The sequence below is a fragment of the Coleofasciculus sp. F4-SAH-05 genome (assembly GCF_040222985.1).
In the GTDB taxonomy this organism is placed as follows: domain Bacteria; phylum Cyanobacteriota; class Cyanobacteriia; order Cyanobacteriales; family Coleofasciculaceae; genus Coleofasciculus; species Coleofasciculus chthonoplastes.
The window spans coordinates 1-18,073 of record NZ_JAVKBY010000040.1; the positions used below are offsets into that span (position 1 = coordinate 1).

An 18,073-nucleotide genomic window follows, 5' to 3' on the forward strand; every position below is an offset into this window, starting at 1 on the left:
CCTCGGCTTCGCTCGGTGTTGACCCTCAACAGGGAAGCGGCAGGGCACTAAAAACAAGCGCTTGAAGAAACTTATACCGTTGAGTTTTGCCTAGGTTTGTTTACTTGTGAGCAGATATGACTAGGTTTTTGGAAGCGGTTAACACTCTCACATTGCCCCAAAATTCATTCACCCTTGCTCAACGATGGTACCTTCTGTTACCGTTTCAGATGCCGATAGTGCGGGTAATTGGTGTTCTTCGACTTCTGCCTTATAGCGTTCCATGTCTTGTTCTAATTCTTCAATGCGTTCCTCTTTCGCCCGGATCTGGCGAGCGGCTTTCCAGGACTCTAGCTGTCGCTGTAGCTGCGCCCAAACACTAAAAAGCCATGCCAATACAGAACCTAGTCCCATGGCTATAATCAGTTCTAGGGCTAGAGGAGCCTCAACATCAATGCCTTCAATAATTTGAATCGACGTGGGCTGCGTGTTTTGCAAGCTAAACAAAACCAACGCTAAACACACAGCAAATATGAGCAGAAAGTTTAGTTGTCGCATTAGTTTAATCCTCTAGTTTAAAGTTTCTTGACAATTTTAGCAAGAGACGTCAAAACCTTTTGTCTGGAGCAAAAATTGAGAAAATGAGTAAAAGCATCGCCGATTTGCGGCAAGAGTACAGCCTACAACGGTTAAATAAAACAAATGCTCATCCCCATCCATTCGAGCAATTTACCTTATGGTTTGACCAAGCGGTAGCCGCGAAGTTGCCAGAACCCAATGCGATGACTCTGGCGACGGCAACACCCGATGGGAAACCGTCGGCGCGAATGGTACTGCTTAAAGGATACGATGAGCGGGGGTTTGTTTTCTATACCAACTACAAAAGTCACAAGGGACAACAGGTATTGGCAAATCCTTGGGGCGCGATCGCGTTTTGGTGGACTCAGCTAGAACGACAAGTGCGGATTGAGGGACAGATTGAACAGGTGTCGGCTGAGGAGTCAGATGCTTATTTTCATAGCCGTCCCCAAGACTCTCAACTGGGGGCTTGGGCATCTGAGCAAAGTCAGGTGATTGACAGCCGCGAGGTACTGGAGCAACGATTGCAACAGCTTAAAAAAGAGTATAAGAATAAAACCATACCACGTCCACCTCACTGGGGAGGATTTCGATTAATTCCTGTCGCCATTGAGTTTTGGCAGGGGCGTCCAAGTCGGTTACATGATCGGTTGCTCTATCAACGTACAGAAGATGGTATCTGGATGATACAACGTTTATCTCCGTAGAGTCATTCGTCATTTGTCATTCGTCATTCGTCATACTCAAGGGAGTGATTAGCCGGTTCTTTCATTTACAAATCGTTAAAATCATCTCATCATTCATCAACCATTGCCGATCGCCAAAATCAAGGTTATCTTAGAAGGACTATGACACCAGAATTTGATGTTGATTTTTTCAGCATCAATACGAATACTAATTGTTAAAACTAAACCAGTGGGGTGCATCATTAGATTAAATTTATTCCCCTTGGGTAGAAAATAGAAATGTTGAGAGCAAAAGTTAGTCAAAAACTGACTTTACTATTGAGCTTACCAATAGTTTTAGCCGCTTGTAGTCCGGCTCAAAATGAGTCTGCTCAAAGCAATACCGTGACCATTATGGGAGTTGGTACAGGCAAGGGTGAGGAGGAACTAAAAAAAGCCCTAGCACCATTTACTGAAGAAACAGGAATTAAGGTTGTTTACGAAGGCACGAGTGAGTTCGCCACTCTATTACCCGTGCGGGTTGATTCAGGTAATGCGCCGGATATCGCCATGTTTCCCCAACCGGGTTTGATGGCTGACTTTGCCCGTGAAGGAAAGCTGGTGGCGATTGATTCGTTTATGGATATGACACAACTATCCGATGCTTATGCTCAGGATTGGTTGAATCTAGCTAGCGTTGATGACCAAATATATGGTATCTGGTATCGGGCATTTGTTAAAAGCTTAGTTTGGTATAACCCAACCGCCTTTACAGCCAAGGCCTATGAAGTTCCGACAACATGGGATGAAATGATCGCATTGTCAGACAAAATTGTAGCCGATGGTGGTGTTCCTTGGTGTATCGGGATGGAAAATGGTAGTGCTACAGGTTGGGTGGGGACAGATTGGGTAGAAGATATCATGCTGCATCAGGCTGGAGCAGAGGTTTATGATCAGTGGATTACTCATGAAATCCCCTTCAATCATCCCACTGTTGAAGCAGCATTTGAAAAATTTGGCACGATTGCGCTGAATCCCAAATATGTGGTTGGAGGTACAACAGGTGCGTTGAGTACACCCTTTGGAGACTCACCCAAGGGGCTTTTTGAACAACCGCCCAGTTGCTATATGCATCATCAAGGTAGCTTTATTACCGCATTTTTCCCGGATAATGTAGTAATGGGTGAAAATGTTGATGTCTTTCCATTTCCCACAATCAATCAAGACATTGATGCTCCAGTTTTGGTATCGGGTGAAATCGTGGCGATGTTTAACGATACTCCAGAGGCACAAAAGTTAATGGAATATTTAGCAACATCAAAGCCTCATGAAATCTTGGCAGGTATTGGCGGTTATCTCTCTCCGCATCAACAGGTGAGTTTAGATGCGTATCCGGATGAGGTAACGAAACGACAAGTTGAGATTTTATCTAATGCAAAAGTTGTGCGCTTTGACGGTTCAGATATGATGCCAGGAGCCGTGGGAACGGGTACGTTTTGGACAGGTATTGTAGATTATGTGGGTGGTGAAGATGTGGATAGTGTTTTGAATAAGATTGAGGAAAGTTGGTCAGATAGATAATCTAAGTAAGTAGGGACAATATAAGTTAACGGTAAACATCTTCATTCGCCATACTCGCTCCCTTGAAAAGCCAGCTACGTCTTATGTAAAAGTTTGAATTTGGTTTATTTCCGTCAACCTACTTAATTCAGTTTTCGTTCTGCTGTCTCACCCAAGCACGGAAAACTTTCATCGTTTGATTTCGCCCCTCAATTTTACTCCGTTCTAAATAGTCTGGGAGTGCTTCACCCAAGGAAAACCCCGGGAAATGAGGACTTTCGCTCACCTGGATGTATTCACCGTCTTGCAGCACGTTGATTTCTAATTTCCTCCCGTTAAACCGCCACAGTTCCCCTACTCCTAATGCTTCGTAGTTATTAAATCGAGTGCGGGAGGTAAGATCAATTTCCAGGGCTAAATCGGGCGGCGGATCTACGCTTAAATCGATGCGTTTTTTCCCACGCACGGCTGCTTCGTTTTCAATATAGAAGCAATCATCCGCTTCTATCCCTTGTTGCATGGTTTCACTTTTAAAGGTTGTTGAACCCAAGCTTCTAAATTCTATGTCTAGTTCTTCCAGGAGTACCTTGACAAAGTCGGCAATCATTACTTTATCATCTTCATGTTCGGGTAAAGGTACCATGATTTCTAATAATCCTTGACTGTAATTAATCCGCGAACCCCTTTGTTCACCGAACTCCTCTAGCAGTTGTTTATACATTTGCCAAGTGACATCGATCATCAGAAGTTGTTGACCGGGGGGAAGGATTATTTGCTTGAGTTGGACTTGCATGGTTTTCTCCGGTAGAGTTTGCGATCGCGGGTTGGGGATTTGCCGCTTTCCCTTGCCGATTGCCGCCTACGGTACATCGGGTGGCGCGATCGCTCTTGGCTTTTTTCGGGGCGTGGGATGCTCCCTGGAAAAAAATGAGACACGAACAAACAGCTAGGCAACCGACTGTTAACCTTTTTCCATCAAGAACCTATGAGGTATTTTTCATACAGTAGAGATGCAATGGTTTGGTATTTAATCATGCTTTTGTGAACAACAAAGCTGTCCGTTCCAAAGTAAGTGTCATCATTTGTCGGCGTAAAGTGCCAAGTAATGTAGATCACTTCTCCTTCAATCACTTCAGGATCAATTATGTTTTCACCATTGCTAAATATCTGAAAAAGACTCTCAAAAACACCACGTACTGCTTCAATCCCCTTGTACACTGTATTGTTCAAAATCAATAGGGAGTCTTCGCCATAGTCAGCCATAATCTCATCTAGATCGCCTGCATCCCATGCCTCAATGTGGTGTTTCCACACCTTTTTCGTTTCCTCTGTCGTTTTATCCGTTTTCATAATACAATTCTTCCCAATTAAGAACGCTGAATGGGTGAGACGTAGAGACGCGCCATGGCGCGTCTCTACATAGCTAACCGAACGTGATATTACACATAGCCTAAGTTAATGGTAATCGACGAGGCATTATCGAACACCTTGATGAAACTGATGTTGATATTCTCGTTGTAATACCAAGCATTGCTGCCAGAATCATTGAGATGCTGCGCCAGTTCCTCTGGGCTGTTACCAGTAATTGCACTTAGCTGTTGTCCGGCAATGGTAACGCTGTTCAACGGACCATTGCTTCCCTTTGCTTCCCCTGGATCATGCAATATGGCGACGAAGAAATACTGCTCATACTGGGGCGTATATCCATCGTGGATGCGCTCGACTTTAATCTCCCGCGTCTTCTGACTGGTATAGCTCTGGGTAATTTTGGTCGCACGATATTCGTCGTTGGCTTTATCGTCATCCACTTCAGCTTTGGGAGCAGAAGAACGGCTCACTCCATCATCCAAATACATCGTGTATTCCCCTTGCTGCCCAGGATAGACATTCAGGGTAATCGGATTGGGTTTCCCTTCTGCATTCAATTGCCCCACATATTGTTCTATCTCAATTGTGGGAATAATTGCACCAGCCCGGACGAAAATGGGAACGATAAAGTGAATGTGATCGCCATTGGTATTGATATTGGCATCAAAATCCCGTACCGTTGTTCCCCCTTCTGTGGCTGCACCCAGAGGCATACTGTTGTTCACAAAGCAATACCAGTTGCTTCCTTGGGGCAGATAGACATCCCGCTTACCACCATTGTTATTTTCCGATTGGGGGTGCAACACTGGTGCAATCAGCAGATCCTTGCGAACAAAGAACTCATTGTTGAGGAATTGTTCCTTATCATTGTACAGGGCTAGATCTTCGGGATCGTTGAGGAACAAGGGACGGCATATCGGTAGACCATCCAGAGTATTCTCAAACAAGGCATCATAGAACAACTGCATCAGGCGATAGCGCAGTTGAATATAGTGGCGGCAAATTGTCGGAACCATGTAGTACAAGTCTTGAGGAGCGGGAATCTCTTTGCCCCATGTTTGAAACCACTCGGTATACTGAAAGACTTCTTGGAACTCTTTGCGCCCATCTGTGGTGTAACTGCGTAAGTCCTGCTAAAACTAATTTCCGATCAGAAAACTGCCATAAATCACCATGGTTCACCTTCCAACTCAATCAGATCCACCCCTTTCACCTCGGCAAACCTTACCGACGATGTATGATTTACCGAGTGATAACCCGGAGGAACCTGGATTGCCAGACGAGTTTCATTTTTTCCAACCCTTATTGTTGCTTCTGACGTTTCAACCAGCTAACTGGAATCTGGAGTTGGTATTTTCTGCTTGTGATTTGAATCTTTACTATAGTGTTACCCATCCTCAGTGGTACAAACGTCCAGATTGGTTTGGTGTGGTAGGTGTACCTCGGTTGTATGAAGGGCGGGATTTACGATTAAGTTACGTGGTTTGGCAAGAAGAGGTGAATCCCTTTGTCGTTGTCGAATTATTATCGCCCGGTACACAAGAGGAAGATTTGGGGAACAGGGTACAAAAACCAGTAAATCCGCCAACAAAGTGGCAAGTTTACGAGCAGATTTTGCGGATTCCTTACTCAATTGTGTTTAGTCGTTATACCAATGAAGTGCAGGGGTTTCATTTAGTCGGGGGTCATTATGAACCGATGAATCTGATTGATAATCGGTTATTGATGCCGGAATTAGAGTTAAGTTTAGGATTATGGCAGGGGAGTTTTCGGGGAATTAATCGTCTGTGGTTGCGGTGGATGACGATTGAGGGTGAGTTAATTTTAACGCCAGAGGAAGACGCTGTTGAGGCAAGAGAACAGGCTGTTGAGGCACAGGAACAGGCAGCGGCGGAACAGGAAAGAGCAGAACGATTGGCGGCAAGATTGCGAGAGTTAGGGGTTGATCCCGATGAGTTGGAATAGCTGTATAAAATGGATTCATTTGACCTAGTTATATCTGATCACCTAAATTTGCCTGAGATAACGGGCACGGGCGGGTGTTCCCCAACACACCTGTTGAGCCGGAATATTACTAAAAACACTACTGCGGGTGCCAATAACGGCATTCGCCCCAATTTGGACACCAGGAGCAATAAAACAATCCGTCGCAATCCAAACACCATTCCCAACACTAATTCCCGCCGTTTTTAGACTAAAAGCCGCATCTTGGATATCATGACTTCCGGTGCAAAGATAGCTTTTTTGAGAAATCACACAATGACATCCGATGTGAATCTGCTCTAAGCTGTACAACACCACATCATCCCCAATCCAGCTATAGTCCCCAATTTCTACCTTCCAAGGATAGGTAAAGCGAGCAGTTGGACGGATGAGTACGCCTCGACCAATTTTTGCACCAAATAACCTCAGGATAAAGCAGCGAAAGCCATTAAAATTATGTGGACTTATCGGAAAAGCAACAGCTTGCACCAACCACCAGAGTAAAATGAACCAGCTTGGACGCCCCCGGTCAAAATTGGACTGGTCATAATTTCGCAAATCAACTAACGGGGTGTCATCCAAACTAGGAGGTTCGGTGAAATCTGGAACGTTGGTGTCTAAGTCTCGGCTCATAGATAAGCTGTTCGGCATTTAAACCTTAATATCAATAATGGCGAAAATTTTATTTTTTTAGCGCTTTGGCTAATCAATTATTATTTTTTTCATTGTCAAATCAATAAAATTCCCTTTTTCCTCTTTCCTTTGACCAAATCTTAATCAGTAATTTGAACCATGTAACAGCCGATTAGGAATTGGGAGAAACCACAGAAGTAGCCGGAGATTTCGCAGATGATACGGTTGATGTTTCCGCCTCTGGATTGAGATGACCGCCAAATTTGCGTAATTCGTAGAGTTTGACACCAATTTGATATTCGTATTGACTCAACAAGCGTCCGTAAATATAACCTGCTTTACCATCCAGAAAGCCAAATCGGATAAAGTAAAAGATAATAAATCGCAAGGTTGGTTTAAAGGGTAGCCACACCCAAACCTTTCTCAAAAAACGCTTGCGCTGTACCGCATCTCCCAATAAATTAGCACCAATCGTACCTGATTCATCATGACCCGTGAGCATATTAAGGTAGACCCGGGCTTCCCAGTTGGAATAGCGATTGTGTCGTGCCAGCCAGTGGTAGATATCTCGGAAGTCGATATGATCCATGTCCGCTTTGAGATAACCGACTAAACCTTGCAGGATAACGTGTTCGTGAACTTCATTATCTCCTGTATTGGGAATTCCTTCAGTTCCCAGATTTTCATAGCGACCTTTTTGATGTTTAAACAAGCGCAGATTCCAGTCTGGATATTTTCCGCCGTGGCGAATCCACTTGCCTAAGAAATAAACGCGGCGATTGATATAGTACCCTTCATAGTTGGGATTTTTAATCGCCGTAGCAATTTCATCCCAAAGCCCTGGGGGAATGCGTTCATCGCAATCCACAATCAGCACCCATTCATTACGAAAGGGCAGATTTTCTAAACTCCAGTTTTTCTTTTTGGGCCAATGTCCATTGAAATAAAATTGCACGACTTTCGCATCCGTTTTCTCGGCAATTTCGATAGAGCGATCGCTACTTTGGGAATCCACGACAAATATTTCATCAGCTCTAGCTACACTAGCCAGACAAGCCGGAAGGTTAGCTTCTTCGTTTTTTGCCGGGATTAGAACAGAAACGGGAACTTTAGAATTAAGAAGAGTCATACTTTAAAGAGATTTAATCGATGAGAACGGGAACGGTTTACTTGTATTTTGAACGCTGATAATGAATAGGATTCAAAACGTGTTCGAGTGGGGACAGGCGGAACTGTGATCAATAGCGAAAATTGTAGCATTCCCCCGATTACTGGAGAGGATTATGAGATTTTGCCACCTTGACCATACCATCTCTACTGGCTAGATGAACCGCTGGCTAGATGCTCAGATTCATAGTTTAGCGTTTTGAGCGTTTTTATTCTGGTGGGATAGGCTACAGTGCCATTCTCAATTAAAGAATTTGAACGGGATAAGGGATGGGAAACAGCCACATATAGCACTACGAGGTACGGAAAGGATATCAGTTAGTCCAAGAGGGAACTGCTTAACAGGGAACAGTCAAGAGTGTCCTAACCTGTCTTAGTACCGCTATAAGTGCTATTACGTTCCATCAATGTTATAACTTCCTGACTCACTAACCTGCCAACTTTCAGTTGAAGGTTAGTCGTTACCCAGATGAGCGTGCAATACCGCTAGGGTTTCTGCAAGCTGACTGAGGCGCGTTTCCAGATCATTTTTGCGACTCAGTAGTTGTCGTAGCTTCTGATACCGTGCGATCGCTAAACTGACACTAGGGACTTGATCCGCAGGACAGATACGCACCCAAAACTGACCATCTGCATCTAATCCACAAAGGCGATAACCTGCACGGGGGGATTCACAGGTGACATTCGTATCGCCCTGGGATTGATGCCACGGTTGGGTTACGTAGTCCATGAGTCGATCCACCTCAGCACGACGTACTCCTGAGTGATCCGCTTCCGGTTGACGGGTATGAGATTCTAACCACCCCTCAACAATCGGTCCATCCATATAAATATCTTGAATTTGGCGGACTATAGTATGCAGTTGTTTCTGCCAACCAGAGACAATCTCTTCAATTTCTTTGAGCAGGTTCATTGCCAAGGCGGGATTGGCACTATGGCGATGTTCACTGAAGCTAGCCGATTTGAGTTTCGGCAGTGTTGGGGTTTTATCTTGCTGCTTTTGAGCCGGGAATGGCGTCACACTAATCGAGAATGAAGGTTCTTTCCCTTTGGCGGAGTCGCTAGACTGATCCCCAGTTGAGTCCACTGGGGACGCCACAGCCGTGGATGGGGTTGAGTCATCCTGGGCTAATTGAGATAGAGTGCTTTCGATCCGTTGCAGTTCTGGTTTCATCGTTTCTGATGTCACTGGGCAAAAATCACGCTTCTTGCAGCAGATGAAGTCCCTAGGGTTTAGTTTTGGGACATTGCCACCTACCTATTCAAATGAACTACGGCGACTTACTTGGTTGAAGTCGCCGTTTCTGACGTTTCCTTGCCGATGGCTGCTTCATGCTTGGAGCAATCAGTAGAGCTAGGCGACTCCGCGTCTAAAGAGGCTCGTTCCAAGCCCCTTGCCCAAATTTCGTTGACTTGGGCAGCATTAACGTCTCTGTCTTCAAGGTGACCGCAGTCAGTATTAGAGCAGACGTGAACTCTGTCGGCTAGGGTCTTGGGTGTTAGTTCCCAGCATTTAGCACACCGTTGAGTTGGCTTAAGTGTCTTGGTTGGTGACTCGACATAAAAACCACCAGCCTCAGCTGCTTTATAAGCCAGCAAATCGCCGACTCTACCAAACCCAACGTCAAGAATAGACCGATTTAATCCGGCTTTCTGTTTCTTGCGCTTACCCTTCTTAGCTTTTCGGGTCATGCCTTTAACGTTTAACTGCTCCCCAGCAATTAGGCTATTACCGCTAACTATCTTGCTGGTTGTTTTGTGCAGCCAATCTTCCCTTTGACGAGCTATCTTGCCCTGAAGATTAGAAACTCGCTTTCGTTCTTTCTTCCATCGTCTCGAACCCTTAACTTTCTTGTTTCTGTTAGGCGGTCTCTTGCGTCTTAACCGCTTTGAAGCTACCTTAACCTTCTTGTGTCCCTCCTTGATAAAATCTGGTTTAGCGATTTTATCACCAGTTGAAAGTGTCACCACATCTTTGCAGCCAAGGTCAATTCCAATTGAGTTTTTATCTGTTTGGCGAGTCGGGTTGCACTGCACGGTAATTGACGCATACCACTTGCCGTTTCTAAAAAAGATTGTGCAAGTGGTTGGGGTTCCCCAAGTCCTAGCCTGACCCCGCATCTGGATCTTTAAACCAAGGTCTCTCAGTTCCAAATAACCGTTTTTGCCATCAGACAAAGCCTTCCAGCTTTGCTTGTTGGGATATGTCCAGCCACTATACCGCCGCTTAGACTTGAACTTGGGATATTTACCAAGTCCCCGAAAAAAGCCTTTATAGCTAAAGTCAACCCGTTTTAATGTAGCTTGCAACGTCTGAGATCCCAATTCAGCATACTCAACCCAAACCTTTTTAAACTCAGGTAAACAATTCTGTTGCTCAAAGTAATCAACAGAATGACCAAGGTGCTTGTACTGCGTTCTACGGTTAGCTATTGCCGCGTTGTAGAGATCGCAATGCATTTTTCTAGCCCAATGGAGCTTGTCACATTGGGTCTTGTTTGGATAAAGCCTGAAAGTGGTTCGACGTGTTAGCATACTCATAGTTTACCATTCATTTTAACAAAGTCTGACTTAAAACCTTACTTTAAAAACTGGAAAAAAGGATTATGGGGAGATCAGCTTTATATTCGTTCGGCTGGGGGTGCGCCACTCAAAATCTTGGCAGAATACATTCAAGGGCACTAAGCGAGGTAGTTGACAGTCTACGAGATATTGAAACCCGTAGACTGTCCGCTATCCTGCTCCGGAACCTATTCGTTGAGGTTCCGGAGATAATCGCGACTTTGTTTTGCCCAATGTCGATTAAACTTGATCACGGCAGATGAAAGCGATCGCGGGAACCATACTATACTATCGATGGGTCAGCTTATCCTGGTCACGGGTCCAGCCCGTTCTGGAAAAAGTGAATGGGCAGAACAATTAGCCGATCAGACGGATAAGCAGGTTGTTTATGTGGCAACGGCACAGGTTGATCCCAATGATTTAGAGTGGGTTGCCCGGATTGAGAAGCATCAACAGAGACGCCCTGCCGAGTGGACTTTGGTGTGGACGCCGATAGATTTAGTCGAGACACTTTTGGAGTGGGAGCAACCGGATTACTGTCTGTTAATTGACTCCTTGGGAACCTGGGTGGCGAATTGCCTCGAACAAGAGGATTCGAGTTGGCAGGATACCACAGACACCTTCTGGCGGACTGTCAACCAAAGCTCAGCCACCATTATTCTGGTTGCTGAAGAAACGGGTTGGGGTGTAGTTCCGGCTTATCCCCTAGGCAGAACGTTTCGCGATCGCCTTGGTCAAGTCGTGCGTCAGTTCGGTATGATTGCTAATCCCGTGTATTTGGTTACGGGTGGTCATGTGCTTAATCTCAGCACCCTGGGATCACCGCTATCGCGGGAATCGCTACCATAGAAATAACAGACTGTAACAATAAAGCAGCTTTTGCTGCTGAGGTTTTATATATTCTATGGCATCTGAACAACAAGTCAAACGCTACCTAGCCTATTGGTTTCAGGTTGGCAAAACAATTGTCGTCCGCAATGGTGAAAAGGTGCTGCAACCACAGCGAATCATTGCTGGTAATCACTATAGTCAGGAGTTTGAGCAACTTTGGCAATATCTGCTTTCCCCAGAAAGCGGGGATTGTTATCTCACAGGAACTAGCCAGACGATTTCTGAGTTGTTGACATCAAAGTGGGACGTGGAATCCTGTTCCCGCTGCGATATGCCTGTTCCTATGTTCAACGTGGGATTACCGCCAGAGTCTTGCGCCTGTAGCGATTTATCCAATTGGCCCAATTCGGATTTACCCAAGCCGCGAGAACCGATCAATAATCAGGATCGCTTGAGGACGATTCACCAACGTCTTCGTCATGGGGAAAATCGAGATGGTGGTGATCGAGATGCTTCTGGCGATCCTAAAAATCAGACCAGAGAATCTCCTCACCCCCCAGAATCATTAAATCAGAAAGAGTATCTACGGTTGGTGCGCGATCGCACCTCTTGTCTCAGGGAACCTTTGTCAGCATCACCTGAGAATTCCTTGGCATCTGGTAACCAGAAATCCGCGACCGATTAATAATTTCTCAATAAAACTTAACGCTGTTGTCTGGGGTAACTCTTCCGGACTGGATTGGAACCGGAAGTTATTTTAAGTAGAACTTACACCCCAGTACAGCGTGTTTCTATATTATCTGGTTGAGAGTAAAACGTCTTCACCCAAAGGTGACGGAGAAGTCCATTCTGGTCTGAAATGTTTTTTTGGCTACTCCGTCGCTGTCAGTATAGACGAGCGATCGGCTTTGAGCAGAATCAGGCAGACGCTTGTATATCCCACCTGGAGAGCAGAGCGAGACATCAACCCAGGTGGGGATATGAATTTAAACTGTTTTGCCGACTCTAGGTTGACGGTATCCAACAAGACATAACTTAAACCGAGCCAACATCCTAGCTGGAGCAATTTTCCGGCTGATGGATCATCATGTTCGCAAAGTTTTGCAAACGATGTCTTTGTTATCCCTTGCACGCCCTGAAAAGAGTGGATAGGATATCTATCCCGATCGAGTCGCCTGTTTGGGTGTAAGGTCTGTTAAATCGATTGAACCTGAGCTGATTATGAAGTTCTCCGCTATGCGAAATATAGGAATTGCTGCAGGCGGAACTTTTTTATGGGTTATGTTATTCATTAAAGCTCAGACTATCAATTTTAGTCAACACCATCAGTATCTGTCAAACTTACACCAGCTCCAGGAAACTGACGCAACTTTAAATACAGATATATTGCAGGCTCAACAGGAGTCGTTCAATGATTCTGAAACTATTCTTAATGATTTAAACCAGATTGGCGACTTACACCATAACTTAGAAGATATACCTGATTTTGTTAATAGAGAGTATTATCCAGAAATCAAGTCAGCCTTACAACAGAATCGCTCACTCTTTCAAGACAAGCAGGATTTAATCGCAGAAGTGATTGAACAAGAGACGATCCTCAATCAATCTTTAAAATCCCTGCCTAATACGATTCAAACATTATCGAGTCAAGTCGCAACGGAACCAGGCACTGATGAGTTAATCAATCAATTAAATACTCTGTTGAACGATGTTTTAATTTATACACTATCTCCCAGTGATGAATTAATTCTCAAAATCCAGAGACAAATGGCAGCAATTCGGCAACGTGCCGATGTATTTACAGCATCTTCTGACCTGAGTTTTTCTGAACTTGATGCCGCCCTAATCTATGCCGAAATTATTGTGACCCATGAATCTCAGGTGGATAGTCTGGTGATGCAAATTCTGGAATTGCCCACGGAGCAGCAAAGTGAACAGATCCTGGACATTTATCAGCGTTCTTATCAAGTATTTTTAAGGAAAACTCAAATTTATCGAATTTTATTTTATGTCGTTTCTGGTTTGATAGCGGCAACCTTATTCATTGTGCTTATCGTAAAAACCAAACAGTTAACCCAAAATCTGCAAAAATGCGAAGAAAAATATCGGATTAGTTTTGATGATTCAGTAGAAGGAATTTTTAAAATTACTCCAAGTGGACGTTTTTTAACGGCAAATACCACATTAGCAACGATTTATGGTTATGCTTCGGCGGAAGAACTGTGTAACAATTTAATTAATCTTAATCGTCAACTTTACATTCAGCCAAACCGTCACGATGAATTAATCCGTATTCTGGAGAAATATGGATCAGTTTCGGATTTTGCATCTCAAGTTTACCGGAAAAATGGCACAAAAATCTGGATTGAGGAGAAGGCAAGAGCTGTCCGCGATAAACACGGTAATTTTATTTACTATGAAGGAACCGTAGAAGATGTTACGGTACGTAAAGCATGGCAAGAAGCACTGCACTATGAACAAGAGCAAGCCGAACGCCTACTGCTAAATATTTTACCCAAAGTAATTGCTCAACGCTTGAAACAACTCGAAAGTACAATCGCAGATAATTTTGAGGAAGTCACAGTTTTGTTTGCCGATATTGTCGGCTTTACCGAATTATCGGCTCGCTTTCCCCCCGCCCAAGTTGTTGAATTACTCAACCGAATTTTTTCTGCTTTTGATGAATTGAGTGATTATTATGGATTAGAGAAAATTAAAACAATTGGGGATGCCTATATGGTGGTAGGAGGACTCCCCACTCCTCGCCCCGATCATGCTGAAGCTACGGCGAATATGGCGCTAGATATGCAACAGGTAATTACCAAATTTAATAACCAGAACAATCAAACCTTAAGTATTCGGATTGGGATCAACACAGGACCCGTTGTTGCTGGAGTGATTGGCATCAAAAAGTTTAGTTATGATCTGTGGGGAGATACTGTCAATATCGCTTCACGCATGGAATCCCAAGGGCTTCCGGATAAAATTCAGGTTACTGAGTTTACGTATAAAAAGTTGCAGGATAACTATCTGTTTGAGGAACGAGGCACTATTCAGGTTAAAGGCAAAGGGAAGATGACGACTTATTTTCTTAGGGGGAAGATTAAATAATCAGTTTATTTTTCTTTCTCTAGAAGGTTTGTCTTGATAATCCCAATAAACTATCATGCATTTAAATTGGGTATTAGTAAGCTGTCATGCCTTTAAATTGGGTATAGGTAGCGAGCAAGATGCTCGCACTACAAGGATTTCGTCATTATGTTTGAGTAGATTTACTTAAGTATATCTACGGGTTCGACTTAGGGCGGATCAACAATCACCGAGAATCATCATCAGTTGCCGATAATCAAATAGAAACGATTAGTTCTTACTATGCTGTAGCACCCTTAGATCGTTGGGAAGAGAAAGGATGGGTGCGCGGTGGCTGCTTATCGGGTTGTCATAACTCTAAAGTTTGAAGTCCTTTGAAGGTAGACGGATGTATTTATGTAAGGCTTCTGTAATATTTATTTATAATAGGTCTATGGAGAAATTGATTCAGGATTAAACTATGGCAAAACAGACACAAACTCGTATATATCCCAGGGTTCCTCTAACCTCAGCCGATCGCGATGCCTTAGACAAACTCTTTCATGGAGTACAGGTTGGGGATTTGCGTCAGCTTGAGCAAATGACATCCTACTATTCCATTACTCCGCTTGAACCCTGGGAAGAACAAGGCTGGGTGATTAATAGCTCCCTATCTATTCCTAGGGAAGCAACTGCATAGTCAACGTGTAGACTGGGTGTATTATAAATTACTTCTTCTTTTGGCAGAACTCATCGACTATTTCCTTCCACCAGAGAACAACTCCACAGGATTTCGCCGTTAGAGTACGGTTAGGCTCACTCGCCTCTGCTGGAAAATTGTCTAATAATAAACATAAGGGTAAGCTTTAATATTGGGCTTTGATTCAATCTGAAACGTTAGAACTACTCGAATGGCAACGCCTGTGCCAGCACTTGGCAACCTTCGCCGCCACTAAACTGGGCGCGATCGCGTCTCGCCATCTTCATCCTCCCGCTACTTTGGCGGAAAGTCTGCACCTGTTGGCGCAGACGAAAGAAGTCTATCAACTTGAATGTCGATTAACCAGTGGTTGGACGTTTGAGGGGATTCAGGATATTGGTGATGCGCTAGAGAGGGCGGAACGACAAGGGATATTATCCGGGGAAGACTTACTCGCGATCGCAACCACTCTCTTCGGTGTGCGGCGTTTACGGCGTCTCATCGATGATCAAGAAGATATCCCCGTTCTCAACCAACTCGTTGCTGATATCCGTACCTATCCGGAATTAGAACAAGAAATTCATCGTTGTATCGACGAACGCGGGGATGTCACCGATCGCGCGAGTCCGAAACTAGCAGACATTCGACAGCACAGTAAATCCCTACGCGATCGCATCTATCAAACGCTCCAAAACATTGTACAGCGTCAAGGCGGCGCTCTCCAGCAACCCTTAATTACTCAACGGGGCGATCGCTTTGTTCTCCCGGTGAAAGCCCCCCAGAAAGACACTATTCCGGGTATCGTTCATGACGCTTCCAGTACGGGTGCTACGTTGTACATCGAACCCCATGCGATCGTTGGGTTGGGAAATCAACTCAAAACCTATCAACGTCGGGAACAAGCCGAAGCCGAAGCCGTGCGCCGGGTGTTAACCGAACAAGTCGCCGTCGTTAAGCTAGATCTCGAACAGGTATTAGCCGTCGCCACTCGGTTAGATTTAGCCACAGCCAAAGCCAGATATAGCCTCTGGTTACAGGCAAATCCGCCGCGCTTCATTGATCCTCATCAACGAGAATCGATTACCCTGCGCCAGCTACGACATCCCCTCCTAGTCTGGCAGCATCAGCATGAAGAAGATGCCCCAGTTGTACCCATTACCATCCAGATTCAGCCCCATATAAAAGTTGTGGCGATTACCGGTCCGAATACAGGCGGTAAAACCGTTACTTTAAAGACATTAGGGTTAGCCGCACTCATGGCAAAAGTGGGGTTATTTGTCCCCGCCAAAGAACCCGTAGAACTGCCGTGGTTTGAGCAAATTTTGGCAGATATTGGTGATGAACAGTCTTTAGAGCAGAGTTTATCCACATTTTCCGGTCATATTCGCCGGATTAGTCGGATTTTAAATGAATTGGAAAATTGTAGAGACGCGCCATGGCGCGTCTCTACAGATGGGGAAGAAGATGATCTAGCACAACGGGAACCAGACACCCCACATCCTACATCCGCCCTAGTCTTACTGGATGAAATTGGTGCCGGCACTGATCCAGCCGAAGGAAGCGCCTTAGCGATCGCACTCCTGAACTATCTGGCGGATCATGCTCAGCTTACCGTAGCCACGACGCACTATGGTGAACTTAAGGCACTGAAATATCAAGATGAACGATTTGAAAACGCCTCGGTGGAGTTTAATGATGTCACCCTTTCCCCCACCTATCGCCTACTCTGGGGAATACCGGGTCGATCCAATGCATTAACCATTGCTCAACGGTTAGGATTAAAATCAGACGTGGTATCCCTTGCCCAAACCTTAGTGGGGGGCAGTTCAGAAGACGTCAACCAGGTAATTTCTGGACTCGAAGCCCAACGGCGGGATCAGGAAACCAAAGCCCAAGAAGCCAACCAACTCCTCCAGCAAACCGAACGCCTGCATCATGAAGTTTCCAGTAAAGCCAAACTCTTGCAGGAGAGAGAACGGGAATTGAAACTGTCCCAAGAACGAGCCGTACAAGACGCAATCGCCCAAGCCAAAGTAGAAATTGCCCAGGTGATTCGCAAATTACAGCAAGGACCCCAAATCGCTCAAAACGCTCAAAAAGCCACCGATGCGCTCAAAGAAATTGAGCAGCGCCATATCCCCAAACCCCCGGCTAAAGCCAAACCCGCCTTTCAACCCCAAGTTGGCGATCGCATCCGCATCCCTCGCCTGAATCAAACGGCGGAAGTTTTGACGCCTGCGGATGAAGATCGGGAACTCACCGTGCGTTTTGGCTTAATGAAGATGACAGTATCTTTAGCGGATATAGAATCCCTAGAGGGTCAAAAGGCGCAAATGCCCGTAAAATCAAAACCTGCATCCACTCCTGCACCAGCCGCCGCATCGCCACCGACTCCGCCAATTCGCACCGAGAAAAATACAATTGATTTACGCGGATCTCGTATCGCCGATGCTGAAATTGAGTTAGAACAAGCGATGTCCAAAGCGATCGCCTCTGGGGTATTGTGGATTATTCATGGTAAAGGAACTGGAAAATTAAGGGCTGGGGTGCATGAATTCTTAGGACGCCATCCCCTCGTTGATCGGTTTGAATTAGCCAAGCAAGCAGAAGGCGGATCGGGTGTCACAGTAGTTTACCTGAAATAGGGTATAGTGGCGTGACCCACTTAATTTTGTGGATCAGGTATCGGGAATGCGACACCTTGCCCATAAAAACAATGGTAGGGGCGACCCGCCATACCCAATTAACACCACACAACCCTTAATGGTATCGGGTCGCCCTCCGACAGGTATCGGGAATGCGACACCTAGCCCAGAAAAACAATGGTAGGGGCGACCCGCCAAACCCAATTAACACCACCCAACCCATATAGGTATCGGGTCGCCCCCCGCCCGGTATTGGTAAAGTGACACCCAATTGAGACAAGGTCGAGTCGATCTAGGTGAAATCTCCCACCGAACAATAATGCAGCGCCACG

17 protein-coding genes and 1 pseudogene are annotated in these 18,073 nt (G+C 45.1%); 9 read left to right on the forward strand and 9 right to left on the reverse strand.

Annotation, left to right across the window (positions count from 1 at the left end):
* Positions 1–168: 168 nt before the first annotated feature.
* Positions 169–537, reverse strand: coding sequence for a LapA family protein (locus RIG27_RS04465; protein WP_006101442.1), 369 nt, complete (start codon positions 535–537; stop codon positions 169–171).
* Between the two features lie 83 nt (positions 538–620).
* On the opposite strand from RIG27_RS04465, the gene pdxH reads away from it, so the two are divergent.
* Together pdxH and RIG27_RS04475 are read left to right on the forward strand one after the other, a co-directional pair.
* Complete coding sequence (gene pdxH, locus RIG27_RS04470; RefSeq protein WP_446342834.1) at positions 621–1,265, forward strand: pyridoxamine 5'-phosphate oxidase; 645 nt, start codon at positions 621–623, stop codon at positions 1,263–1,265.
* Positions 1,266–1,523: 258 nt separating this feature from the next.
* Entirely contained in the window at positions 1,524–2,804 is a 1,281-nt protein-coding gene (locus tag RIG27_RS04475; protein WP_446342836.1) for an ABC transporter substrate-binding protein, read from the forward strand.
* 127 nt (positions 2,805–2,931) lie between these two features.
* Here the strand turns inward: RIG27_RS04475 and RIG27_RS04480 are convergent, their stop codons facing one another.
* A complete protein-coding gene (locus RIG27_RS04480) occupies positions 2,932–3,576 on the reverse strand; it encodes a Uma2 family endonuclease (protein WP_446340382.1) in 645 nt (214 codons plus the stop codon).
* Here RIG27_RS04480 and RIG27_RS04485 point away from each other — a divergent pair.
* Positions 3,575–3,733, forward strand: a complete 159-nt coding sequence (locus RIG27_RS04485; RefSeq protein WP_446342838.1) for a hypothetical protein — start codon at positions 3,575–3,577, stop codon at positions 3,731–3,733. The two genes, RIG27_RS04480 and RIG27_RS04485, sit on opposite strands and share 2 nt — an antisense overlap.
* 25 nt (positions 3,734–3,758) lie before the next feature.
* Here the strand turns inward: RIG27_RS04485 and RIG27_RS04490 are convergent, their stop codons facing one another.
* Positions 3,759–4,133: a nuclear transport factor 2 family protein gene (locus RIG27_RS04490; RefSeq protein ID WP_446342840.1), complete on the reverse strand. Its 375-nt coding sequence runs from the start codon at positions 4,131–4,133 to the stop codon at positions 3,759–3,761.
* 89 nt (positions 4,134–4,222) lie between these two features.
* Positions 4,223–5,167 carry a hypothetical protein gene (locus tag RIG27_RS04495; RefSeq protein ID WP_446342842.1) on the reverse strand — a complete coding sequence of 315 codons (945 nt, stop codon included), beginning with the start codon at positions 5,165–5,167 and terminating at the stop codon, positions 4,223–4,225.
* Positions 5,168–5,324: 157 nt separating this feature from the next.
* Here RIG27_RS04495 and RIG27_RS04500 point away from each other — a divergent pair, with 157 nt between their 5' ends.
* Positions 5,325–6,116 (forward strand): Uma2 family endonuclease, encoded by a 792-nt coding sequence (locus RIG27_RS04500; RefSeq protein WP_446342844.1) that lies wholly within the window; start codon positions 5,325–5,327, stop codon positions 6,114–6,116.
* Positions 6,117–6,158: 42 nt separating this feature from the next.
* Here RIG27_RS04500 and hpsU read toward each other — a convergent pair whose 3' ends face one another.
* The 4 genes and pseudogenes from hpsU to RIG27_RS04520 all read right to left on the reverse strand — a co-directional run bounded on the left by hpsU (position 6,159) and on the right by RIG27_RS04520 (position 10,469).
* Positions 6,159–6,767 carry a hormogonium polysaccharide biosynthesis acetyltransferase HpsU gene (hpsU, locus tag RIG27_RS04505; protein WP_446342846.1) on the reverse strand — a complete coding sequence of 203 codons (609 nt, stop codon included), beginning with the start codon at positions 6,765–6,767 and terminating at the stop codon, positions 6,159–6,161.
* 172 nt (positions 6,768–6,939) lie between these two features.
* Positions 6,940–7,896 carry a glycosyltransferase family 2 protein gene (locus RIG27_RS04510; protein ID WP_446342848.1) on the reverse strand — a complete coding sequence of 319 codons (957 nt, stop codon included), beginning with the start codon at positions 7,894–7,896 and terminating at the stop codon, positions 6,940–6,942.
* 492 nt (positions 7,897–8,388) lie between these two features.
* Positions 8,389–9,108 (reverse strand): hypothetical protein, encoded by a 720-nt coding sequence (locus RIG27_RS04515; RefSeq protein ID WP_446342860.1) that lies wholly within the window; start codon positions 9,106–9,108, stop codon positions 8,389–8,391.
* A 97-nt stretch (positions 9,109–9,205) separates the two neighbouring features.
* Positions 9,206–10,469 (reverse strand): annotated as a pseudogene (locus RIG27_RS04520) (RNA-guided endonuclease InsQ/TnpB family protein).
* Between the two features lie 321 nt (positions 10,470–10,790).
* Here RIG27_RS04520 and cobU point away from each other — a divergent pair.
* Positions 10,791–11,345 (forward strand): bifunctional adenosylcobinamide kinase/adenosylcobinamide-phosphate guanylyltransferase, encoded by a 555-nt coding sequence (gene cobU, locus RIG27_RS04525; protein WP_446342862.1) that lies wholly within the window; start codon positions 10,791–10,793, stop codon positions 11,343–11,345.
* Positions 11,346–11,400: 55 nt separating this feature from the next.
* Positions 11,401–12,012: a hypothetical protein gene (locus RIG27_RS04530; protein WP_446342850.1), complete on the forward strand. Its 612-nt coding sequence runs from the start codon at positions 11,401–11,403 to the stop codon at positions 12,010–12,012.
* Positions 12,013–12,198: 186 nt separating this feature from the next.
* Here the strand turns inward: RIG27_RS04530 and RIG27_RS04535 are convergent, their stop codons facing one another.
* Positions 12,199–12,459: a hypothetical protein gene (locus RIG27_RS04535; RefSeq protein WP_446342852.1), complete on the reverse strand. Its 261-nt coding sequence runs from the start codon at positions 12,457–12,459 to the stop codon at positions 12,199–12,201.
* A gap of 149 nt (positions 12,460–12,608) precedes the next feature.
* Here RIG27_RS04535 and RIG27_RS04540 point away from each other — a divergent pair, with 149 nt between their 5' ends.
* The 3 genes from RIG27_RS04540 (at position 12,609) to RIG27_RS04550 (ending at position 17,741) form a co-directional block, all read left to right on the forward strand.
* Positions 12,609–14,438 (forward strand): adenylate/guanylate cyclase domain-containing protein, encoded by a 1,830-nt coding sequence (locus RIG27_RS04540; RefSeq protein ID WP_446342854.1) that lies wholly within the window; start codon positions 12,609–12,611, stop codon positions 14,436–14,438.
* 439 nt (positions 14,439–14,877) lie between these two features.
* Positions 14,878–15,096, forward strand: coding sequence for a hypothetical protein (locus tag RIG27_RS04545; RefSeq protein WP_446342856.1), 219 nt, complete (start codon positions 14,878–14,880; stop codon positions 15,094–15,096).
* A gap of 179 nt (positions 15,097–15,275) precedes the next feature.
* On the forward strand, positions 15,276–17,741 hold the full coding sequence (locus RIG27_RS04550) for an endonuclease MutS2 (RefSeq protein ID WP_446342858.1): 2,466 nt from the start codon (positions 15,276–15,278) through the stop codon (positions 17,739–17,741).
* The last annotated feature ends 332 nt before the right edge of the window (positions 17,742–18,073 follow it).

Coding starts and splice junctions, on each gene's coding strand:
- RIG27_RS04465 (WP_006101442.1), bottom strand. CDS start 537: ATGCGACAACTAAACTTTCTGCTCATATTTGCTGTGTGTTTAGCGTTG.
- pdxH (WP_446342834.1), top strand. CDS start 621: ATGAGTAAAAGCATCGCCGATTTGCGGCAAGAGTACAGCCTACAACGG.
- RIG27_RS04475 (WP_446342836.1), top strand. CDS start 1,524: ATGTTGAGAGCAAAAGTTAGTCAAAAACTGACTTTACTATTGAGCTTA.
- RIG27_RS04485 (WP_446342838.1), top strand. CDS start 3,575: ATGGTTTTCTCCGGTAGAGTTTGCGATCGCGGGTTGGGGATTTGCCGC.
- RIG27_RS04480 (WP_446340382.1), bottom strand. CDS start 3,576: ATGCAAGTCCAACTCAAGCAAATAATCCTTCCCCCCGGTCAACAACTT.
- RIG27_RS04490 (WP_446342840.1), bottom strand. CDS start 4,133: ATGAAAACGGATAAAACGACAGAGGAAACGAAAAAGGTGTGGAAACAC.
- RIG27_RS04495 (WP_446342842.1), bottom strand. CDS start 5,167: ATGGTTCCGACAATTTGCCGCCACTATATTCAACTGCGCTATCGCCTG.
- RIG27_RS04500 (WP_446342844.1), top strand. CDS start 5,325: ATGGTTCACCTTCCAACTCAATCAGATCCACCCCTTTCACCTCGGCAA.
- hpsU (WP_446342846.1), bottom strand. CDS start 6,767: ATGAGCCGAGACTTAGACACCAACGTTCCAGATTTCACCGAACCTCCT.
- RIG27_RS04510 (WP_446342848.1), bottom strand. CDS start 7,896: ATGACTCTTCTTAATTCTAAAGTTCCCGTTTCTGTTCTAATCCCGGCA.
- RIG27_RS04515 (WP_446342860.1), bottom strand. CDS start 9,108: ATGAAACCAGAACTGCAACGGATCGAAAGCACTCTATCTCAATTAGCC.
- cobU (WP_446342862.1), top strand. CDS start 10,791: ATGGGTCAGCTTATCCTGGTCACGGGTCCAGCCCGTTCTGGAAAAAGT.
- RIG27_RS04530 (WP_446342850.1), top strand. CDS start 11,401: ATGGCATCTGAACAACAAGTCAAACGCTACCTAGCCTATTGGTTTCAG.
- RIG27_RS04540 (WP_446342854.1), top strand. CDS start 12,609: ATGTTATTCATTAAAGCTCAGACTATCAATTTTAGTCAACACCATCAG.
- RIG27_RS04545 (WP_446342856.1), top strand. CDS start 14,878: ATGGCAAAACAGACACAAACTCGTATATATCCCAGGGTTCCTCTAACC.